Annotated in this window: 14 protein-coding genes; 5 read left to right on the forward strand and 9 right to left on the reverse strand. The window is 73.0% G+C overall.

From position 1 onward, the window contains the following. Nucleotides 1-18: 18 nt before the first annotated feature. From GA0070603_RS09710 to GA0070603_RS09720, 3 genes are read right to left on the reverse strand one after another with little or no spacing between them, the layout of a single operon-like run. Entirely contained in the window at nt 19-1,302 is a 1,284-nt protein-coding gene (locus tag GA0070603_RS09710; protein ID WP_091310495.1) for a nucleotide sugar dehydrogenase, read from the reverse strand. A 4-nt stretch (nt 1,303-1,306) separates the two neighbouring features. After that, entirely contained in the window at nt 1,307-2,878 is a 1,572-nt protein-coding gene (locus GA0070603_RS09715) for a glycosyltransferase family 2 protein (protein WP_091310498.1), read from the reverse strand. Further along, the gene (locus GA0070603_RS09720) at nt 2,875-4,500 is read right to left on the reverse strand and encodes a glycosyltransferase family 4 protein (RefSeq protein WP_425270427.1); all 1,626 of its coding nucleotides are present in this window, start codon (nt 4,498-4,500) and stop codon (nt 2,875-2,877) included. Before GA0070603_RS09720 ends, GA0070603_RS09715 begins: the two co-directional genes overlap by 4 nt. A gap of 242 nt (nt 4,501-4,742) precedes the next feature. Here GA0070603_RS09720 and GA0070603_RS09725 point away from each other — a divergent pair, with 242 nt between their 5' ends. Beyond that, nucleotides 4,743-5,933: a putative hexosyltransferase gene (locus GA0070603_RS09725; RefSeq protein WP_091310505.1), complete on the forward strand. Its 1,191-nt coding sequence runs from the start codon at nt 4,743-4,745 to the stop codon at nt 5,931-5,933. A 29-nt stretch (nt 5,934-5,962) separates the two neighbouring features. Here GA0070603_RS09725 and GA0070603_RS09730 read toward each other — a convergent pair whose 3' ends face one another. Then, nucleotides 5,963-7,864: a DUF6311 domain-containing protein gene (locus GA0070603_RS09730; RefSeq protein WP_091310508.1), complete on the reverse strand. Its 1,902-nt coding sequence runs from the start codon at nt 7,862-7,864 to the stop codon at nt 5,963-5,965. Nucleotides 7,865-8,217: 353 nt separating this feature from the next. Between GA0070603_RS09730 and GA0070603_RS09735 the strand changes: the two genes are divergently transcribed. Further along, entirely contained in the window at nt 8,218-9,588 is a 1,371-nt protein-coding gene (locus GA0070603_RS09735) for a glycosyltransferase (RefSeq protein ID WP_244282470.1), read from the forward strand. Then, nucleotides 9,585-11,735, forward strand: coding sequence for a glycosyltransferase family protein (locus GA0070603_RS09740; protein WP_244282471.1), 2,151 nt, complete (start codon nt 9,585-9,587; stop codon nt 11,733-11,735). The genes GA0070603_RS09735 and GA0070603_RS09740 overlap by 4 nt, the downstream gene beginning before the upstream one ends. Before the next feature lie 70 nt (nt 11,736-11,805). Here the strand turns inward: GA0070603_RS09740 and GA0070603_RS09745 are convergent, their stop codons facing one another. The 5 genes from GA0070603_RS09745 to GA0070603_RS09765 all read right to left on the reverse strand — a co-directional run bounded on the left by GA0070603_RS09745 (nt 11,806) and on the right by GA0070603_RS09765 (nt 18,074). Next, a complete protein-coding gene (locus GA0070603_RS09745) occupies nt 11,806-13,425 on the reverse strand; it encodes a glycosyltransferase family 4 protein (protein WP_091310514.1) in 1,620 nt (539 codons plus the stop codon). Nucleotides 13,426-13,472: 47 nt separating this feature from the next. Beyond that, nucleotides 13,473-15,155: a glycosyltransferase gene (locus tag GA0070603_RS09750; protein WP_091310517.1), complete on the reverse strand. Its 1,683-nt coding sequence runs from the start codon at nt 15,153-15,155 to the stop codon at nt 13,473-13,475. Continuing rightward, nucleotides 15,152-16,180 carry a Gfo/Idh/MocA family protein gene (locus GA0070603_RS09755; RefSeq protein WP_091310520.1) on the reverse strand — a complete coding sequence of 343 codons (1,029 nt, stop codon included), beginning with the start codon at nt 16,178-16,180 and terminating at the stop codon, nt 15,152-15,154. The genes GA0070603_RS09750 and GA0070603_RS09755 overlap by 4 nt, the downstream gene beginning before the upstream one ends. Then, on the reverse strand, nt 16,177-17,286 hold the full coding sequence (locus GA0070603_RS09760) for a DegT/DnrJ/EryC1/StrS family aminotransferase (RefSeq protein WP_091310524.1): 1,110 nt from the start codon (nt 17,284-17,286) through the stop codon (nt 16,177-16,179). The genes GA0070603_RS09755 and GA0070603_RS09760 overlap by 4 nt, the downstream gene beginning before the upstream one ends. A gap of 155 nt (nt 17,287-17,441) precedes the next feature. After that, nucleotides 17,442-18,074, reverse strand: coding sequence for a TetR/AcrR family transcriptional regulator (locus tag GA0070603_RS09765; protein WP_091310527.1), 633 nt, complete (start codon nt 18,072-18,074; stop codon nt 17,442-17,444). A gap of 162 nt (nt 18,075-18,236) precedes the next feature. On the opposite strand from GA0070603_RS09765, the gene GA0070603_RS09770 reads away from it, so the two are divergent. Beyond that, nucleotides 18,237-19,139 (forward strand): ABC transporter permease, encoded by a 903-nt coding sequence (locus GA0070603_RS09770; RefSeq protein ID WP_091310531.1) that lies wholly within the window; start codon nt 18,237-18,239, stop codon nt 19,137-19,139. Further along, a complete protein-coding gene (locus tag GA0070603_RS09775; RefSeq protein ID WP_091310534.1) occupies nt 19,132-19,932 on the forward strand; it encodes an ABC transporter ATP-binding protein in 801 nt (266 codons plus the stop codon). Before GA0070603_RS09770 ends, GA0070603_RS09775 begins: the two co-directional genes overlap by 8 nt. Nucleotides 19,933-19,938 lie beyond the last annotated feature (6 nt).

Below are 19,938 nucleotides of genomic sequence, written 5' to 3' on the forward strand. Positions count from 1 at the left end.
CCGGAGGCTGCGGGCGGGTCAGCCGCCGATGACCACCCGGCGGACGCCGGTCCAGCGCGCCGGGTCGGTGACGCGGCGGCCGTCGACGAGCACCGTCACGCCCGGCAGGTCGGCCGGGGTGAGGTTGCGGTACTCGGCGTGGTCGGCCTGGATCACCGCGGCGCCGACCGGCTCGCCCTGGTAGCCGGGGAGACCGTGCGCGGCCAGCTCCTCGTTGGAGTACATCGGGTCGGCGACGTACGGGACGGCGCCCCGCGCGCGCAGCGCCTCGACGGTCGGGAAGACGCCGGAGAAGGCGGTCTCCTTGACGCCGCCCCGGTAGGCCGCGCCCAGCACCAGCACGCCCACCCCGGTCAGGTCCCCGTACGCGGCGGCGAGCAGGTCGACGGCGTACTCCGGCATGGCGGCGTTGGCCTCGCGGGCCGAGCGGACCACGGTGGCCGCCGGGTCGTTCCACAGGTACATCCGCGGGTAGATCGGGATGCAGTGGCCGCCGACGGCGATGCCCGGCGAGTGGATGTGGCTGTACGGCTGGGTGTTGCAGGCCTCGATGACCTTGGTGACGTCGACGCCCACGGTGTCGGCGAAGCGGGCGAACTGGTTCGCCAGGCCGATGTTGACGTCGCGGTAGGTCGTCTCGGCGAGCTTGGCCAGCTCGGACGCCTCGGCCGAGCCGAGGTCCCAGACGCCGTTCGGGCGGTCGAGGTCGGGGCGCTCGTCGAAGTCCAGCACCGCCTCGTAGAAGCGCACACCGTGCGCGGCCGACGCCTCGTCGATGCCACCGACCAGCTTGGGGTAGCGGCGCAGGTCGGCGAAGACCCGGCCGGTGAGCACCCGCTCCGGGCTGAACACCAGGTGGAAGTCCTGGCCGGCGGTGAGGCCGGAGCCCTCCTCCAGCATCGGGGCCCAGCGGTTGCGGGTGGTGCCGACCGGCAGCGTGGTCTCGTAGCTGACCAGGGTGCCCGGCTTGAGCCCGCGGGCGATGGCCCGGGTGGCGTCGTCCATCCAGCCGAAGTCCGGCACGCCCTCGGCGTCCACGAAGAGCGGCACGACCACGACGACCGCCTCGGACTCGGCGACCGCGGCGGCCGTGTCGGTGGTGGCCGACAGCAGCCCGGCGGCGACCGCCTCCTTCAGCTTGACGTCCAGGTCGGCCTCGCCGGGGAACGGCACGGCACCGTCGTTGACCAGCTGGACGACCCGCTCGGAGACGTCGGCACCGATCACCCGGTGCCCCTTCGAGGCGAACTGCACGGCGAGCGGCAGACCGATCTTGCCGAGCGCGACGACGCAGATGTTCATGAAACTACTTTCCTCCAGAGGGCCAGATTCGGCGCAGGCGGGCAAGGAACCGACCGGGGGTCACCGGCGTGATCGCGACGATCACCTGGCCCTTGTGATTGGTGGTGGGCGTGACGAGGTGGAACCGGACGCCGTGCCGGGCCAGCATCCGGGGCGCCGCGACGCGGCGGTCCGTGCGCAGCGGCGCCGAGGCCGTCCCGCCCAGCGCGGTGACCTTCGCACGCACCACCCGGCGCTCGCCGTTCGCCGCGACGACCCCGAGCAGCCGGTCCATCGCGAAGTCCGTCCGTACGACGGTACCGGTGCCGTCGGGCGCGACCGACGTCACACCCGCCAACTCACCGACGCTGACCTGGATGGCCTCGGCGGACAGCTCGGACAGCTCCGCCCAGCGGCTGTGCGCGGTGACCACCAGCGCGCGGGCGCCGGTGGCGTCCCGGCCCCAGTCCAGCCCGGTCGCGGTCAGCTTCGCGAGCGCCTTGGCGGCCTGGTCGGTGATGTCGTACCAGTCGTCCGGATAGCCGAACGCCGGGTCGCGGAAGCCGACGTGGTGGGCGTACCAGCGACCGTCCTCGACGGTTACCTCGGGCAGCCCCCTGTCGGACTGCTGCCGGATCAGCTCACACAGCTGCGCCAGGTCGCCGTCGCGCGCGACCGCCACCCGCACCCGCACGTCGCGCGCCATCCGGGCCAGGACGCCCTCGGTCAGGTACGCCCCGGCGAGCTTGCGGATCCGGTCGTGGACGTGCTGCTGGACGTCCGGGGACAGCTCCAGGAACTCCGCCCGGAGCAGCTTCGCCACCTCCCAGCTGAAGTGGCGCACCAGCACCGCGTCCCGGCGCGGGCCCGGCTCGATCAGCCCGGCCACGAAGCCGACAAGTTCCTCGGCGCAGCGCAGCCGCTCCTCGAAGCGGCTCGCGTAGGTGATGTTCTGCGCGTTCTCGCGCTTGACCGCGTAGTAGAACTCGTAGTCGGCGAGGACGGAGATCTTCTTCGCCCGGAAGCAGGCCTCCAGCGTGAACGGCTGGTCGCTGCCCATCGGCATGTCGGTGCGGAACCGCAGCCCGTGGCGCTCGACGAGGTCCCGCCGGAAGAGCTTCGTGTTCGACAGCGACCAGGGCAGCGGGCTGTCGAAGAGGTCCAGCCGTTCCTCGGTGCTCGCGTAGGCCGCCTGGTGCACGTAGCGCTTGTTGGTGCCGACCATCCGGCCGAGCACCACGTCGGACTCCCACCGGTCGGCGGCCGCCACGAGACGCTCCAGCGCCTCCGGGCCGAGGTGGTCGTCGGAGCCGATGAAGAAGACGTACCGGCCGCGGGCGTGGTCCAGCGCGAGGTTGCTCGGGGCGGCCGGGCCGCCGGAGTTGGCCTGGTGCAGCACCCGGACCGTGTCCGGGTAGCGGGCGGCGTACCGGTCCAGCTCGGCGCCGCTGCCGTCGGTGGAGCCGTCGTCGACCGCCACGACCTCCAGCCGGTCCAGCCCGATGGTCTGCCCGACCAGCGACTCAAGGCAGGTGGTCAGGTACGGCATGGTGTTGTAGACGGCGACGACCACCGTCACGTCGGGCTGCCGGCTCATGCGCCCACTCCCACCGAGGTCGGGGCGGCGCCGGGGGCCGGGTCGCCGGCCGGCGCCGGGCGCGGCGGGGCCTCGGGCAGCAGCCGGGAGTAGACGCCGTCGAGCACCTGCGCCTGCGCCTCCCAGGTCCAGCCGGCCAGCAGTCCGGGCCGGTCGTACGCGGCGCGGTAGCGCTCCGGGTCGGCGAGCACCGCGCTGACCGCCCGGACGAAGTCGGCCACGTCCTCGGCCGTGAACACCTCGCCCTGCCCGGTCTCCCGGACAGTCTCCGCCATCGTCTGCACGTCGGAGACGACAAGCGGGAGGCGGGCGTGTGAATACTCGAAGAACTTGGTGATCAGCGCGATCTCGTGGTTGGGCCAGTGCTGGATCGGGATGACGCCCACCTGCGCGCCGGAGAGGAACCGGACCACCTGGTGGTGCGGCACGTAGGGCAGCAGGTGCACCCGGTCCGCCACGCCCAGCTCGCCGGCCCGGGTGACCAGGCCCCTGACGTACGCCGACGTGGGCTTGTTGACCACGAACGCGACGTGCGCGCCGGGCAGCCGGGGCAGCGCCTCGACCATCACGCCGAGGCCGCGCTTGGCGGCGGCCACACCGCTGTAGACCAGCAGCGGGGTCTCCGGGCCGATGCCGCAGAGCGCGCGGATGTCCGGCACCGGCTCGCCCGCGTCGGCCGGCAGCTCGTCCACCGCGGGGGCGTTGAGCACCACCGCCGGGCGCTCCGCCAGCCCGTGCTCCCGCTGGAGCAGGTCGGCCAGGCCGCCGGAGACGGTCATCGTGGCGTCCGCGTACGGCACGTACTCCCGCTCGTGGGCCACGTTGCCGGGCAGCCAGCGGGCGTTGTCCCGCCACGGCTGCACCCCGGGCAGGTACTCGTGGGCGTCCCACACCAGGGCGATCCGGCGGCCCTTCGCGGCGGCCCGGATCTTCGCGCGGGCGCCGACGCCGATCATCCGGAAGTCGTTGGCGTGGATCAGGTCCGGGGCCAGCTCGTCGACGACCGGGCCGTAGGCCAGCTCGTAGTCCCACAGCCCGGGCTCCAGGCGGCGCCACGCGCCGTCGCCGCGCAGCCGCTGCCAGAACAGCGTGTACGCCCGGTCCCAGGGACCGTCGAGCTTGCGGCCCTTCCGGGCCTGGTTGAGCTGCCGGTTGCGGAGGCCCACCCACTTGCGGGTCAGGCCGGCGAGCTTCTCCTCGGCGCGCAGCGCCGCCCAGGGCAGGCCACCGGGCCGGCCGGCGCCGGATTCCCGGGCCGCGGTGGTCAGCGCCGCCCGCCGGACCGCCAGGTCGGCCCGCCAGGCCTTCACGGCCTGGGTGCGGTGGGCGGCGATGCCGGACGGCGGGTAGGCGAGCGGCCGGCGCAGCCAGGCCCGCCGGAACTCGTGCCGGCGCTTGGCGAGCGGCTCGGGCATCGGGATCAGGCGGACCTCGGCGTCGCCGAGCCGCCACTGCTGCGGCTGCCCGACGGGCGCGCGCCCGAGGAGGACGACGTCCCAGCCGGCCTCGGCCGCCGACCGGGCGGCCTTCTGTACCCGGGAGTCACCGATGACCCCGTTGTCCACCAGCATGACGACCCGTCCCCGGGTGGCCGCCGCTGCGGTCGTGCCGTCAGATCGCATTCCTTGCCCGTCTCCGTCGTCGCCAGCACCGCACCCGCGGACGGGAGCGAGTCTACGACAACGGATCGGCCGCGAACGGCCGCAGTCGTCGGTGGTCCGCGCCCTCCCGCGCCGGTTGCTACCCTCCATGCTGTTCGACGCCAGGTGGCCGCCCGGTTCGCGGGTCCCGGCCGGCGCCGAGCCTCCCGACGGGCCGGGTGAGCCGTCGGATCACCCCAGCTCAGCGCGGACGGGATCGCAAAATGGACGTGGTGACGACCGAGGAACCGAGCCGGCCGACGCCGGCTGCCTCCACCGAGCCGGCGAGTCCCGACCCGGTCCGCGCCGGCGTCGGCCGGCGGTTCCGGGACGCCACCCGGCACGCGCTGCCCGCGCTCGCGGTGTACGCCGCGATCCGCCTGGTGAGCGTGCTGACCGTCTACGTCTGGGCCCGCAACGTGGGCACGTCCCCGCTGGGTCGGCTGGTGCGGGCCGACGGGACCTGGTACACGGCGATCGCCCAGCACGGCTACGACGGGTACGAGAAGACGCAGAGCAACATGGCGTTCTTCCCGCTCTTCCCCGGCCTCACCGCGGCTCTGGACCGGATCTCCCCGCTCAGCACGCCCGAGGCGGCGGTGGCCGTGGCCTGGGTGGCCGGGCTCGCGGCCGCCTGGGGGCTGTTCGCGATCGGCGCGCACCTGCACGACCGGCGCACGGGCGTGCTGCTCGCCGCGCTGTGGGCGGCGGTGCCGCACGGCGTGGTGGAGTCGATGGGATACAGCGAGAGCCTGTTCACCGCCCTCGCCGCCTGGACGCTGTACGCGCTGCTGCGCCGCCACTGGGTCACCGCCGGGGTGGTCTGCCTGTTCGCCGGCCTGACCCGGCCGACCGCCTCGTCGCTGATCCCGGTGGTGGGGCTGGCCGCGCTGCTGGCGATCGTCCGGCGCCGCGACGGCTGGCGGCCCTGGGTCGCCCTCCTGCTGGCGCCCGCCGGCTGGCTGGCGTACCTGGCCTGGGTGGGCGCGCGGACCGGGCGGCCGGACGGCTGGTTCCACATCCAGTCGGCCGGGTGGGGCACCACGTTCGACTTCGGCGTCTACACCGTGGAGCGGGGGCAGCAGGCCCTGGTGCAGGTGGCCGCGCTGCCGCTGCTGGTGGTCACCGTCGTGGCGCTGCTGTCGATCATGTTCTTCGTGCTGAGCGCGATCGACCGGCAGCCCTGGCAGCTGCTGCTCTACAGCGGGCTGCTGCTGGTCACCACGCTCGGCGCGGCCGGCTACTACCACTCCAAGGCGCGGTTCCTGCTGCCGGCGTTCCCGCTGCTGCTGCCGGCGGCCGTGGGCCTGGCCCGGGCCGGCTGGGCCCGGGCTGCCACGGTGCTGGTGACGCTGACCGCCTTCTCCGCGTACTTCGGCGGCTACCTTCTGCTGGTCTGGACGAAGTCGCCCTGACGGTCAGCCGGTGACGGGCCGGGCGGTCGTCACCGGGTGAACGGCCGGACGTCCCAGAGCCAGACGTCGTCGACCCGCTGGCCCGGGCCGTACAGGGCGTCGAGCACGGTCTTCAGGTCGTCGTGCCGCCGGGCTCCCCGATCGGGCAGCGCCACGGCGTCGGCCTTCCAGTAGCGGACGTCGGCCCGCGCCTGGGCGATCTCGGCCGGGCCGACCGCGGTGTCCCGTTGGCCGAGCGAGACGGCGGTGAGCAGCTTGGCGGTCGGCTGCGGGTCGACGCCCCAGCGGCCGGTGGCGTCGGTGGCGGAGACCGGCGCGAGGAAGTAGCCCTCCGGCACCGCGAAGCCGGCCACCGCCGCGGAGCTCCAGTAGAGCGACGTCATGCCGTTGACCGGCGCCGGGACCAGGGTGCGACCCGGTGCCACGTGGTCGCGCCAGGCGCCGCTGGTGACGAAGTCCGGCACCGGGTTGCGGCCGCGGGCCTCCAGCGGCATGGGCAGGATCGGTAGCAGCGCGGCGGCCACCGCCACGGCGCCCACCCGGGCCGCCAGGCGGCCGGACGGCTGGTCCCGGTGGGCGGCGAGCCGGTCCCCGGCGACGGCCAGCAGCACGCCGAGCGCCACCGTGGTGATCAGCGCGAACCGGGATACCACCACGGAGTCGAACACCGGCAGGTTCTGCACCAGCGCGAACGGTGCCGGGACGTCGGTGCGGCGGGTGCCGGAGGTCCAGGTGGTGCCGATGGAGAAGAGCGCCGAGACGAGGCCGACGGCCCCCAGCACCCGGGCCGTGATCTCCCGGCGCAGCCACCAGAGCGCGCCGAGCGCGACCACCAGCATCGGCCACCCGTAGAAGCTCGCCTGCTCGGTGGTGTTCGGCGCCCAGCCGACCGCGCTGGTCGGGCCGCCGGCCACCGACTGGGTGGCGAACTTGACGTACGAGCCGAGCTTGAGGGCGTAGATGTCCGGTGTCCCCGGGTGACCGACCCGGTGCTGCGGACCGGCGAATTGCATCCACAGCGGGTACGCGGCGGCGAGCGACACCAGCGCGGCGGTGATCGCGAGGCCGGGCAGCAACGGACGCAGCCGGCGGACCGCGTCGCGGGGCCGGAAGGCCACGTATGCCAGGACCAGCATCAGGCAGCCGAGCGCTGTGAGGAACAGGATCTCCAGGCTGATGAAGAACTGGGCCACCACCAGGCCGCCCAGCACGAGGCCGTCGCGGGCCACCCGCCCGCCCCGGGACAGGGCGATCACCCGCCAGACGATGAACGGCACCAGCCACTGCGCGGTGATGTGCGGGTGGCCGTTGCTGTGCGAGACCAGCGCCGGCGCGAAGGCGCAGAACAGCCCGCCGACGAAGGCCGCCCCCCGGGAGTCCACCACGTGCCGGGAGAGCACGTGGTACCAGGCGTAGCCGGTGCCGGCGAGGTTCAGCGTGATGAACAGCAGGTAGGAGAAGGACGCGCCGAAGAGCAGGGTGACCGGGGTGAGCACGAGCCCGGGCAGCTGCAACCCGACGTTGGTCATGAGGTTCACGCCGGACGGGGCGTTCTGGAGCGTGGTGAAGAACGGGTTCTCCAGGTGGCTGACCGCGTGCGCCGCGTACGCCAGCATCCACTCGTTGAAGCCCTGGTCGTTGGGGCGGCTGCCGAGCAGGCGCCCGTCGTAGTCCCGCCAGCCCCGGGCGGTGACCCAGAACGCGCCGGCCAGGAAGATCAAGGCGACAAGCGCGTCGACTCGTCGCCACCGGCCGCCGCCGGGGCGGCCCTCGGACGCCGCGTCCGGACCCGGCTCGGCCGGGGCCGCCGTGGCGGTCGCCGTCGGGCGTGGGGTGGACGACCCCGGAGCGGGCGAGTCGTCGCCCGCCGCCTCGGCGCCCCCGGCGGGGACGGGCTCACGGTCGCGGGTGTCGGGCGCGGGCGCGGTCATGGCGTAGGAGTCTACGAAAGCCGTGGCCCCGGCCGGGGACCGGCCGAGGCGGCGCCGCGGTGTCGCGCCGAGCGCGCGTGAGCTGGGCCCCGGTGACCCGGGGCACGGTGCCCGGGCGGCCCGCCGGGCGGGGGCAGGCCCGCCGCCCGGGACGGCGTTATTGTAGTGTCCGCACGCTTTCCGAGGGTCGTCAAAGGGCCGTCGGCGGAGCAGGCACCGCGTCCGGCCGATCCGTCCGGGTCGCGACGTGGCATCTCCCCACCTCCCCAGGATCGGAATCGATGAACAACGGGCGAAGTCTCTGGGACTCGTTGAAACTCCCCCGGCCGCGGCGATCCGGGTCCCGACCGCACATGATCTACCTCGCGATCGGCTTCCCGCCGGCGGCGAAGAGCTGCGCCTACCGCATGCGGGAGACGGCGAACCAGTTCGCCGCCGCGGGCTGGGACGTGACAGCGGTCACCATCGCGGACGAGGCCTGGGAGCGCGAGTACGGGCTCGACCACACCCTCACCCAGGGCCTGGACTCCCATGTCCGGGTGGTGAAGCTGCCGCTGTTCCGGGATGACCTGGAGACCGACATCCGCTCCTTCACCGAGCAGCGCGCCCTGGCTCACCTGGACTACCTGGCCACCCTGCGGAAGCAGAACCTGAAGGTCTTCCCCGAGCCGGTCTTCGGCGGCTGGCGCCCCGCGCTGGAGAAGGCGCTGCTCCAGATCCACCGGGAGCGGCACGTCGACCTGCTGGTGACGACCTGCGCCCCGTACGTCAACCTGGCCGCGACCTGGAAGCTGTGGGAGACCCACCGCGTGCCGTACGTGGTGGACTTCCGCGACGGCTGGTCCGTCGACGTGATCAACAACGGCGAGGCGTTCCCCAAGGAGTCGGTCTCCGGGCAGTGGGAGATCAAGCTGCTCACCAACGCCGTGGCCATCTGGAACGTGAACGAGCCGATCTCCCGCTGGTACCGCGAGCGCTACCCGGAGCTGGCGCACAAGATGCGGATCGTGCGCAACGGCTACGACGCGGCCAGCATCCCGGCCCAGGTCCGTCCCGCTCCTCCGGACCGACCGCTGACCTTCGGTTATCTCGGTGCCCTGAACCTGCCCGTGCCGCTGCTGAGCGCCGTGCTCGACGGCTGGCGGACGGCGCGCGCCGAGGACCCGGCACTGGCGGACGCGCGCTTCGAGGTACGCGGCCACATCGGCGCCGCCTGGGCGCGCGGCGACAACGCGCACGCCGAGCTGCTCAGGGCCGCCGCCGCCGACGGCGTGCTGGTCGGCGGCTCGGTGCCCAAGGCCGAGGTGGTCGACCTCTACTCCCGCTGGGACGCGGTGGTGCTCATGGTGACCGGCGGCCGGTACATGACCTCCGGCAAGGTCTACGAGTACATGGCCACCGGCCTGCCGGTGGTCTCCGCCCACGAGGCCGACCACGACGCCTCCACCGTGCTGTCCACGTACCCGCTGTGGACCGGGGCGGTCGGGCTGGACCCGGTCGAGCTGGCCGGCGCCTTCCGGCGGGCCGCCGCGATGGCCCGCACGGCCGACGAGGCCGAGCGGGAGAAGGCCCGGGCCGAGGCGCGGCAGTACGCGCGCGAGGAGCAGCTCATCCCCGCCGTCCGGGAGGTCACCGAGCTGGTGCTGGGCACCGGCGGATCGTCCGGCACCCCGCAGGTCACCCCCGCCGGCGCGCGCGTCCTGGCCAGAGAAGGTAGGTCATGATCGAGGTCCTGATGGTGCTGGGCGCCGTCCCCGGCCGGGTGGCGGTCCTCACCGACGCGCTGGAGCAGTTCCGCGCCCTGGGGGTCACCGTGCGGGTGGCCACCACCTTCAACCCGGCGGAGAAGATCCCGGCGGCGGCCGAGCTGGCCGAGGTGCACCTGCTGCCGACGGCCAACGAGCTGGGCCCGCGCTTCGGCCGCATGATCAAGCGAGCCAGCCCGGGCCGCCGGCCCTGGCTGCGCGCCCAGCGCGACCCGTGGGTACGCCGGCACGCCAAGCGGGCCGACGTGCTGGTCGCGCTGGACGCGCAGGCGCTGCACACCGTCTGGCAGCTGGCGCAGCGGTACCGGCGGGCCGACGCGGTCTACGGCATCGCACCGGCGCTGCGGGCGGTGGAGAAGCGGTCGGCCGATCCGGCGCGCTACCGCCGCCCCCGGCTCACCACCGTCGGCCCCTCCCCGGCCGTGCTGACGAGCGCCACCCGCAGCCAGACCGTCGACCTGGCGAAGCGGGTGTTCGAGATGAGCACCGGTCAGCGGGCCATGAAGCTCGGCCCGGTGCGCTGGTTCTGGCAGGGCGCCGTCACGGCCCCCGGCCTGCCCGAACGACACCGGGGCAAGATCGCCCGGCGGGTCAGCGGCAGCATGCTCAAGACCGGACACGGCGCCAGCGCGAAGCGGTTGGCGCTGGCGGCGCAGGGCCGCCTGAAGAGCCCGACGACCAAGGGGCAGCTCCTCGGCCCGATCGTCGACGCGGAGCTGGCCCAGGGCAAGGTGCCCGAGCACCTCATGACCGTGGTGCGGGGCCAGCTCAAGCTGGCGGACGGCTTGCTCAAGAAGCGGAACCCGGGCAAGGCCGCGCCGCACGTGCTGCGCGCCTTCAACCTGATGTTCCACCGGATCGTGCAGTTCGACGGTCCGACCTCGCCGCTGGCCGAGGATCCGGAGAAGTTCCTCGCGCCGCTGCACAACAGCGATGCCGGCAGGGCGATGGCGACACCGCGCGGCCGGCAGAGTCCGGCGGAGTTCCCGCCGGCCGGCCGGCCGCACCGGATGCTCTTCTTCACCGGGCTGAACGACAACTTCCTCGGGCCGATCCTCGAACGCTACGAGGCGATGCCCGGGGTGGAGGTCCGCCGGCTGAACCTGATGGAGGAGTCGATCCTCCCGGTGCTCAGCAACGGCCGCACGAACGTGGTGCACCACATGCTCGCCGGCACCTCCAAGCGGGCCGGGGAGGTCCAGGAGGCGTGGGGCCCCCACCTCGAGTGGGCGGACACGGTCTTCGTGGACTGGTGCAACCTGGGGGCCGCGATGCTGACGATGATCGACCCGGGCACCACCCGGGTGATCGTTCGCCTGCACAGCTTCGAGGCGTTCAGCTGGTGGCCGCACCTGACCGACTGGTCCCGGGTGGACGACGTGGTCTTCGTCTCCGAGCACCTCCGCGACCTGGCGCTGGCCGCGGTGCCGCGGCTGCGCGCCCCGCAGGGGCCCCGGACGCACATGATCAGCAACGCCATGGAGCTGCACCGGTACGTGGCACCGAAGGTCTCCGCCGACAGCCGGTTCACCCTCGGGCTGGTCGGGTTGAGCTCGCTGGCCAAGGACCCGCGCTGGGCCCTGGCGGTGCTGCGGGAGCTGCGCCGGCGGGACGAGCGGTACCGTCTCAAGCTGATCGGTGACGACCTCAACCCCGAGCTCAGCCCGGCGATCGCGGCGTACGTCCGTGACCTCGACGCCGAACTGGCCGAGCTGGAGCCGTCCGGCGCCGTGGTGCGGACCGGCCGCACCGAGGACGTCCCGGGCGCGCTCACCGACGTCGGGGTCATCCTCAGCACCTCGCTGCGGGAGAGCTTCCACTGCGCACTGGTCGAGGGCGCGGCCAGCGGCGCCGTACCGGTGGTGCGGGACTGGCCGTTCTTCGCCGGCCGGCCGCACAGCGCCCGGAGCCTCTTCCCCAGCGACTGGGTGGTCAGCACCCCGGAGGAGGCCGCCGAGCGGATCCTGGCCCTCACCGCGTCGGAGGAGGTCTGGCGCGAGGCGGGCCGGGCGGCCGCGTCGCACGTGCTGAGCACGTGGGACTGGTCGGTCACGCAGAAGGACTTCGACCGGCTGCTGCTGGAGCCGCCGGCCACGGTCGACTGACCGTCGCACGAGCGGGAAACAATTCGGCCGGCTCCCCTGAGGGGGAGCCGGCCGAACCGTTTGTCCGGGGTCAGCGCGAGGTGCCCGCCAGCTCCCGCTCGTCCTCGGGCCGCCGTGCCGACGGAGTACGTGCCCCGCCGGCCGGAGGAACGCCCAGCAGCGAGCTGTACACCTCGTCGAGGATCCGGGCCTGGGCCTCCCAGGTCCAGCCCTCCAGCAGGCCGGGCTTGTCGTACGCGGCCCGGTAGCGCTCCGGGTCGGCGAGCACGGCCCGGACGGCCCGGACGAAGTCGGTCAGGTCCTCGGCGGTGAACACCTCACCCTGACCGGTGGCCCGGGCGGTCTGCGCCATGGTCTTCACGTCGCTGACCACGATGGGCAGCCGGGCGTGCGAGTACTCCAGGTACTTCGTGATCAGCGCCAGTTCGTGGTTGGGCTTGTGGTGGATCGGGATGATCCCGGCGTCCGCCGCGGACAGGAACGGCACCACCTGCCAGTGCTTGACGTACGGCAGCAGGTGAACCCGGTCTTCGACGCCCAGCTCGACGGCCCGCGAGCGCAGCGCCTCGGAGAACTGGTTGTCACCGTTCGGGTTCATGGTCACGAACGCGACGTGCACCTCGGGCAGCTCGGGAAGCGCCTCGACCATGATCTGGCAGCCCCGGCTCGGGTTCACGGCGCCGGCGTAGACCAGCACCGGGGTCCGCTCGTCCACTCCGCACAGCGCCCGCAGGTCCGGCACGTCGCGGTCGGCCTCGGCCGGCGGCGCCATCGGCGCGTTGAGCACCACGGCCGGCCGCTCGGGCAGGTCGTGGGTCTCCTGCAGCAGCTCGGCCAGGGTGTCCGAGACCGTCACCACGGCGTCCGGGTAGGCGGCGTACTCGGCGGTGTAGGCGATCTGGGCCGGCAGCCAGCGCGGGTTGTCCGCCCGGCCGGTGATGCCGCCGACGAACTCGTGGGCGTCCCAGACCAGCTTGGTCTTTCGTCCGGCGGCCCGGGCCCGCAGCATCGCCCGCGCGCCGACCCCGAGCATCCGGAAGTCGTTGGCGTGAATGATGTCCGGCTTCAGCTCGTCGATCGCCGAGCGGAACGCCAGCTCGAAGTCCCACAGGCCCGGGTCCAGCCGGCGCCAGCTGCGGTTGCCCAGCAGGCTCTGCCAGAACCGGACGGGCAGCCGGCTGAACAGCGCCTCCGGGTCGGTCTGGGCCTTGCGCAGGCGGCGGGTCTCGCCGCTCCGGAGCCGCACCCAGCGGGCCAGGGCTGTGGCGGCAGCGCGGGACGGCAGCTGGGCCGCTCGGCCCACGGCCGCCGGGACCCCGCCGCCCTGAGCCTGGGCGCGGACCCGGCGCTCGTAGAGGTCGGCCTGCCAGGCCTTGATCTCCTGAACCCGGTAGGCGGCCTTGGTGGTCGAGGCGTAGGCCAGGGGTCGCCGCAGCGAGCGGCTGTAGTCCCGGGGCAGCCGGTGCAGCGGCTTCGGCACCCGGAGCAGCCGCACCTCGGCGCCGCCGATCCACCAGTTGTCCGACTCGGAACGCGCGTTGCGGATGCCGAGGAGGACGACCTCCCAGCCGGCGTCGGCCGCCGACCGGGCGGCCTTCTGGACCCGTGAGTCGCCGTGCACGCCGTTGTCGACCAGCATCACCACCCGTCCCCGGGTCGGTCGGGCGTTGCTCTTCGGGCCTGCTTGCATCGGATGCTTCTCCTCGTTGACGGGGCAGGGCACGGGCTGTCGGCGGATCAGCGGAGGAAGGCGTCGAAGGCCTCGGCGGTCCGGCGCCCATCGTGGTGGTCACGGACGTATCGCGCGCCCTCCGCGGCGAGGGCGACCGCGGCGTGCCTGTCGTCGAGCAGCGACTCGATCGTCTTGACCAGGGTGCTGGGCGTGGCGTTGGCGATCGGCGGCTGGACGCCGGCCGCCCGGTGCGGCCCCTCGCTCACGTACGCCACCACGACCTTGCCGGCGGCCATCCCCTCGCAGGAGAAGGTGCCGTAACTACCCATCACCAACTGGTCGACCACGATGTCGGAGTCCTGCACCAGGCGACGCATCTCGTTGTGCGGCAGACCCTCCACCAGGCGCAATTCAATGATCCGTCGATCGTGGAGCTCCTGCAACCGGGGCAGGAGCCGGTCGGTGCCCTTGGTCCACCGCTTCGACGGCGCGTGCAGCACCACCGGCCGGGCGCGTTCCAGCACCGGGCGGTCGCAGGCCCAGCCGTCCACGTCGACGATCAGCGGCGCCCAGGTGGCGAACGGCACGTCGTCCAGCAGGTCCGGGGTGGTCACGAAGAACGGCAGGCCGCTCTCCTCGGCGGTGCGCCGGTTCCGCTCGGCCACCGTGGTGAGCCGCTCGCGCAGCTCCTCCGGCGCGTCCCGGAACGCGGACTCGGCGTGCCGCTCCAGGTGCGCGCCCGGATGGCGGATCTCGCTGCCGTGCGCCAGAAGCGCGACCTTGAGCCGGGCCCGGCGCAGCGCGGGCAGGTCCGCGGCGATGTCGTCGCCGTTGCCCCGGCCGAGCACCGGGCGGAACGCGTCCACGATCAGGTGCGTGTACCAGCCGAGCACCCGCCGGGCCTGCTCCATCTGCACGTCGAGCCGGTGTTCGCTGGGGTAGTGCACGTACCGGTCGGCCGGGTAGCGGTAGGTGGCCGGCGGCTTGGCCATCACCAGCTCGATGCCGACGTCCGCCCGCGCGGTGGTGATCGCCACCGCCAGGGCGGAGAGTTGCCCGGCGTAGTTCGCGGTGCCCATCCCCAACCGGATTGGACCGGCGCCGAGCGCCCGCCAGGGGCCCGGGGTGCCGGCCTGGATCGGAGCGACCGGAGGTTCCTCCGGTGCGGGCGTCGCGTCACCGCCGCGCTGCCAGGCCCGCTCCACCGCCTTCGCGAAGGAGGGCAACGAGCCGGGCGCGAAGAAGTCGCCGGTCTGGTGCGGTGCCAGGTGCTCACGGACCACCCGGCTGTCCGCCGCGACGAGCCGCAGCCCGGCGGCGACGTAGGTGTCGAGCAGCGCGAGACCGGCGTCCGGCTCGAACCCGAACACGGCCACGTCCGCCGAGGCGAGGAACGCGGCCGTCACCGTACGCGGGCGTGGCACCTCGTGGATCCGGCGCCGGGCCTTGCCGGCCCCGCGGATCAGGTCCTGGGCCGCCGCCCGCTCGGCTTCGCCGCAGACCAGCGCCAGGTGGAACTCGGGCAGCCGCGCCAGGGCGCGTACCACGCCGGCCAGCGCCCGGTCGCCCGCGATCCCGCCCGCGTATACCAGGAGCGGCGTGCCGGCGGGCAGCTCACAGAGTTCGCGTACCGAAGGGGTCTCCCAGGGCCGCGTGCCGGCGGCGGCCCGGCGGAGCGCGATGCGCCACCGCCGGGGAATCCGCCGCCGCACCGCCGAGACCGTCCGCCGGACCGGCGCCGGGCTCATCGCAGTGCCGGCTCCGCGTCGTTGCCGCTGGCCACGACGGACACGACCTTGCCGTCGGACGCGGACTCGAGGAGGCCGGCGGCGACCCGCACGGTGCGCAGGCCCTGCCGCAGCGTGACGATGTCACTCTGCTTGCCCTCCACGGCGTCGCGGAAACGCTCGTGCTCCACCAGCAGCGGCTCGCGCTTCGGGATCGCGTACCGGACCATGTCGCCCTCGGCCACGCCACGGAACGCGCGCAGCGCCTCCCACTCGGTGTCGATGGCGGCGTTGGCGTAGAAGGTCAGGTCGGCGGTGAGCGTGTCGGCGACGAAGCAGCCCTTGTCGCCGGTGACCACGGTGGACCGCTCCTTGAGCGGGCTCAGCCAGTTGACCAGGTGGTTGACCATCGTGCCGTCGGCGAGCTGGCCGACCACGGCGACCATGTCCTCGTGCAGCCGGCCGCTGCGGGAGACGGTCCGGGCCGACACGGAGGTGTATTCCTGGCCGGTCACCCAGGCGGTCAGGTCGATGTCGTGGGTGGCCAGGTCCATGACCACGCCGACGTCGGCGATCCGGTGCGGGAACGGGCCCTGGCGCCGGGTGACGACCTGGAAGACCTCGCCCAGCTCGCCGGCCTCCAGCCGGGTGCGCAGGCTCTGCAGCGCCGGGTTGTAGCGCTCGATGTGCCCGACGCCGGCCACCAGGCCGGCGGCCTCGAACGCCTCCACCAGCGTGGTGGCGGCCTCGACGGACTGGGCCAGCGGCTTCTCGATCAGCGCGCAGACGCCGTTGGCGGCCAGCTCCAGACCGATCCGCTCGTGCAGCGCGGTCGGGCAGGCGACGACCGCGTAGTCGATGCCCATGGCCAGCAGGTCGGCCAGCTCGGGAACGACGGGGGCGCGGAGCGTGCCGGTCACGTCGCCGGCCGGGTCGACGACGCCGACCAGCTCGACGCCGTCGAGGTTGGACAGCACCCGGGCGTGGTTGCGGCCCATGGCGCCGAGGCCGATGAGGCCGGCGCGCAGCTTGCGGCCCTGGCTCATCGGGCACCCCCGGCGAGGTTCGCGCCCTCGGCGATCCGCTCCAGGTCGGCCGGGCTCAGCGACGGGTGCACCGGCAGCGAGACGACCTCGGCGGCGGCCCGCTCGGTCTCCGGGAGGTCCCACGGGCCCGGCTTGCCGTCGGCGTCCAGGTAGGGCTTGAGCCGGTGGATCGGGGTCGGGTAGTAGACGGCGTTGCCGATGCCCAGCTCGGTGAGGCGGGCCATGGCCGCGTCCCGGTTGCCCTGCACCCGCACCGTGTACTGGTGGTAGACGTGCTTGGCGGCGTCCGCCACGGGCGGGGTGACCATCCCGGTGATCTTCGAGTCGAGGAACTTGGCGTTGGACCGGCGCTGCTCGGTCCACTCGGCGAGCTGGGTGAGCTGCACCCGGCCGATCGCCGCGGCCACGTCCGTCATCCGCATGTTGGCGCCGACGATCTCGTTGGCGTACCGCTGCTCCATGCCCTGGTTGCGCAGCAGCCGCAGGGTGCGGGCCAGCTCGGCGTCGGCGGTGGTGACCATGCCGCCCTCCAGGGCGTGCATGTTCTTCGTGGGGTAGAAGCTGAAGCAGCCCGCGGTGCCGAAGGCGCCGACCGGGGTGCCGTTCAGGGTCGCCCCGTGCGCCTGGGCGGCGTCCTCGACCACGGCGAGGCCGTGGCGCTCGGCGATCGCCATGATCTGGTCCATGGCGGCCGGGTGCCCGTAGAGGTGGACCGGCATGATGGCGACGGTGCGCGGGGTGACCGCGGCGGCGACCGCCTGCGGGTCGACGCAGAAGCTGCCCGGCTCGATGTCCACGAAGACCGGCTCGGCGCCGACCAGCCGGACGGCGTTGGCGCTGGCGGCGAACGAGAACGAGGGCACGATGACCTCGTCACCCGGGCCGAAGCCGAGCGCCATCAGGGTGAGCTGGAGCGCGGAGGTCCCGGAGTTGACGGCGACGCAGTGCCGGCCGGCGACCAGGTCGCCGAACTCCTCCTCGAACGCGGCTACCTCGGGGCCCTGCACGACCCGGCCGCTCCGCAGCACCCGGACAGCCGCCTCGATCTCGGCCTCGCCGATGATCGGTCGTGCTGGGGGAATGAACTCTGGATGCGGCCCGACCATGGGGCTTCCTCCTGTCGACACGTTGCTCATTGGGGGGAACGTTCTGGGGATGGTAGCGGTTTGTGGTGAAAACAACCTGGTCGCGTTCAATGTCCGGCCAGTTGTTCTCTGCTGTTCATGATCGACGGGCCGGCCCCCGACGACGCGACCGGGGGTCAGACTTCCACCTCGTCGCGGACAGGCCCCAAGCATGCTACCCGCAGGGCCGCGACGATCGCGGAGGCCAGGCGGGGCACCTCCTCGACGTCCAGCGGCGCCCGGGAGATGGCCATCCGCCAGTAGACCGGACCGACGATCAGGTCCACCGCGGCGCGCCGGTCGGTGTCCGGGGAGAGCTCTCCCCGCTCGACCGCGCGGCCGATGAGGATCCGGCCGACGGCCTGCTGGTAGTCGTCCAGGGCGGCCTGGAGCTTCTCCGCGATCTGCGGGTTGCGGGCCGCCTCGGCCAGCAGGTCCGGGATGATCTGCGAGGCCAGCCGGTGCCGCAGCGCGCGGGCCATCACGTGGAGCAGGATCTCCAGGTCGCTGAGGAGACTCCCGGTGTCCAGCAGCGGCAGGTTGCGTCCCGCCGCAGCGGAGACCATGTCGAGCACCAGGTCGAGCTTCGAGCGCCACCGGCGGTAGATCGCGGTCTTGCTGACCCCCGCCCGGCGGGCCACCGCCTCGATGGAGAGGCGGCCGTAGCCGACCTCGGCCAACTCCTGCATCACGGCGGCGCGGATGGCACTGGTGATCTCCCCGCGCAGCACCGCCGCGCCGGCCGGGGCACGCCTCTTCTCGGTCGTCACGTGGGACAATGTAGCGCAACGACGGTACGGTTGCGTCCCGACGTGTTTTGGACTACCTTCCACGCAGCAGCGAGGCACCCTCCCCCGCCCGGCCACGCTAGATTTCAACGCCGCGACACATCTCCTGCTCCCCATCGGCACGAAAGATCGGAGCGCCTGACCATGGCCAACACCGCGGTGGCCGACCCCGAATCCGGGCTGACCCGGGCCCAGCTCGCCCAGCGGTACGGGCTGCGGGTCGCCGGGGAACGCCCGCCTCTGGCCGAGTACGCCCGGAAGCTGTGGGCGTACCGACACTTCATGACCGCGTACTCGCGGGCGAAGGTCGCCTCCTCGCTGAGCAACACCCAGCTCGGGCAGCTCTGGCAGGTGCTGACACCGCTCACCAACGCGGCGGTCTACTTCCTGATCTTCGGCGTGATCCTGTCCCAGCACCGGAACGTCTCGAACTTCATCGCGTACCTGTGCACCGGCGTGTTCATCTTCATGTTCACCCAGACCGCGGTGCAGAACGGCACCAGCGCGATCACCGGCAACCTCGGTCTGATCCGGGCCCTCCAGTTCCCCCGGGCCGCGCTGCCGATCACCGTCACCCTGGTGCAGCTCCAGCAGCTGCTCATGTCGATGATCGTGCTGGCCGTCATCGTGGTGCTCACCGGCGAGCCGATCACCTTCCGCTGGCTGCTGATCGCCCCCATGCTGCTCCTGCAGAGCATCTTCAACGTCGGGCTCACCATGGTGATGGCCCGGCTCGGCTCCAAGGTCACCGACCTCAAGCAGGTCATGCCGTTCGTGATGCGGACCTGGCTGTACGCCTCCGGCGTGCTCTACCCGGTCTCCCTCTTCCGGCAGCACCTGCCGCCCTGGGCGGCGACCGTCCTGGAATGGAACCCGCCGCTGGTCTTCATCGAGCTGGCCCGGTACTCGCTGCTCGACTCGCACCAGGCGAACCTGGTGAGCTCCCCCCTGCGGCTCTGGGCGCTCGGCCTGTTCTGGGCGGTCGTCATGGGCATCGGCGGGTTCGTCTACTTCTGGCGCGGAGAAGAGGAGTACGGCCGTGGCTGACCTCACGCAGCCGGCGGGCAGCGCCGCCGTGGTGGACTCGGGGCGCGTCCCCACCGTCGTGGTGGATGACGTGCACGTGATCTACAAGATCCACAAGGGCGCCACCGGCGGCACCACCCCGGTCTCCGCGCTCAAGCGGATCGTGTCCCGGACCAAGGCGCCGAACATCCGCGAGGTGCACGCGGTCAAGGGCGTGAGCTTCACCGCGTACGAGGGTGAGGCCATCGGCCTGATCGGCAGCAACGGCTCCGGAAAGTCGACACTGCTGCGGGCCATCGCCGGCCTGCTCCCGCCGGCCCGGGGCGCGGTCTACACCCAGGGCCAGCCGTCCCTGCTCGGCGTGAACGCGGCCCTGCTCAACGACCTGTCCGGCGAGCGCAACGTGGTGCTCGGGTGCCTCGCCATGGGCATGACGCCGGACGAGGTCAAGCGGCTCGCGCCGGAGATCATCGAGTTCTCCGGGATCAACGAGCGCGGCGACTTCGCCTCGCTGCCCATGCGCACCTACTCCTCCGGCATGGGCGCCCGGCTCCGCTTCGCCATCTCCTCGGCGAAGAAGCACGACGTCCTGCTGATCGACGAGGCGCTGGCCACCGGTGACCGCAAGTTCCGGGCCCGCAGCGAGCAGCGGGTCCGGGAGCTGCGCGACAGCGCCGGCACGGTCTTCCTGGTCAGCCACTCGATCAGCTCGATCCGGGACACCTGCGAGCGGACCATCTGGCTGGAGAGCGGCGTCCTCAGAATGGACGGCCCCACCGACGAGGTCTGCGACGCCTACGAGAACCAGAAGTAGCCGTCC

Origin of the sequence: Micromonospora chersina, assembly GCF_900091475.1 — a bacterium.
GTDB classification, from domain to species: Bacteria; Actinomycetota; Actinomycetes; order Mycobacteriales; family Micromonosporaceae; genus Micromonospora; species Micromonospora chersina.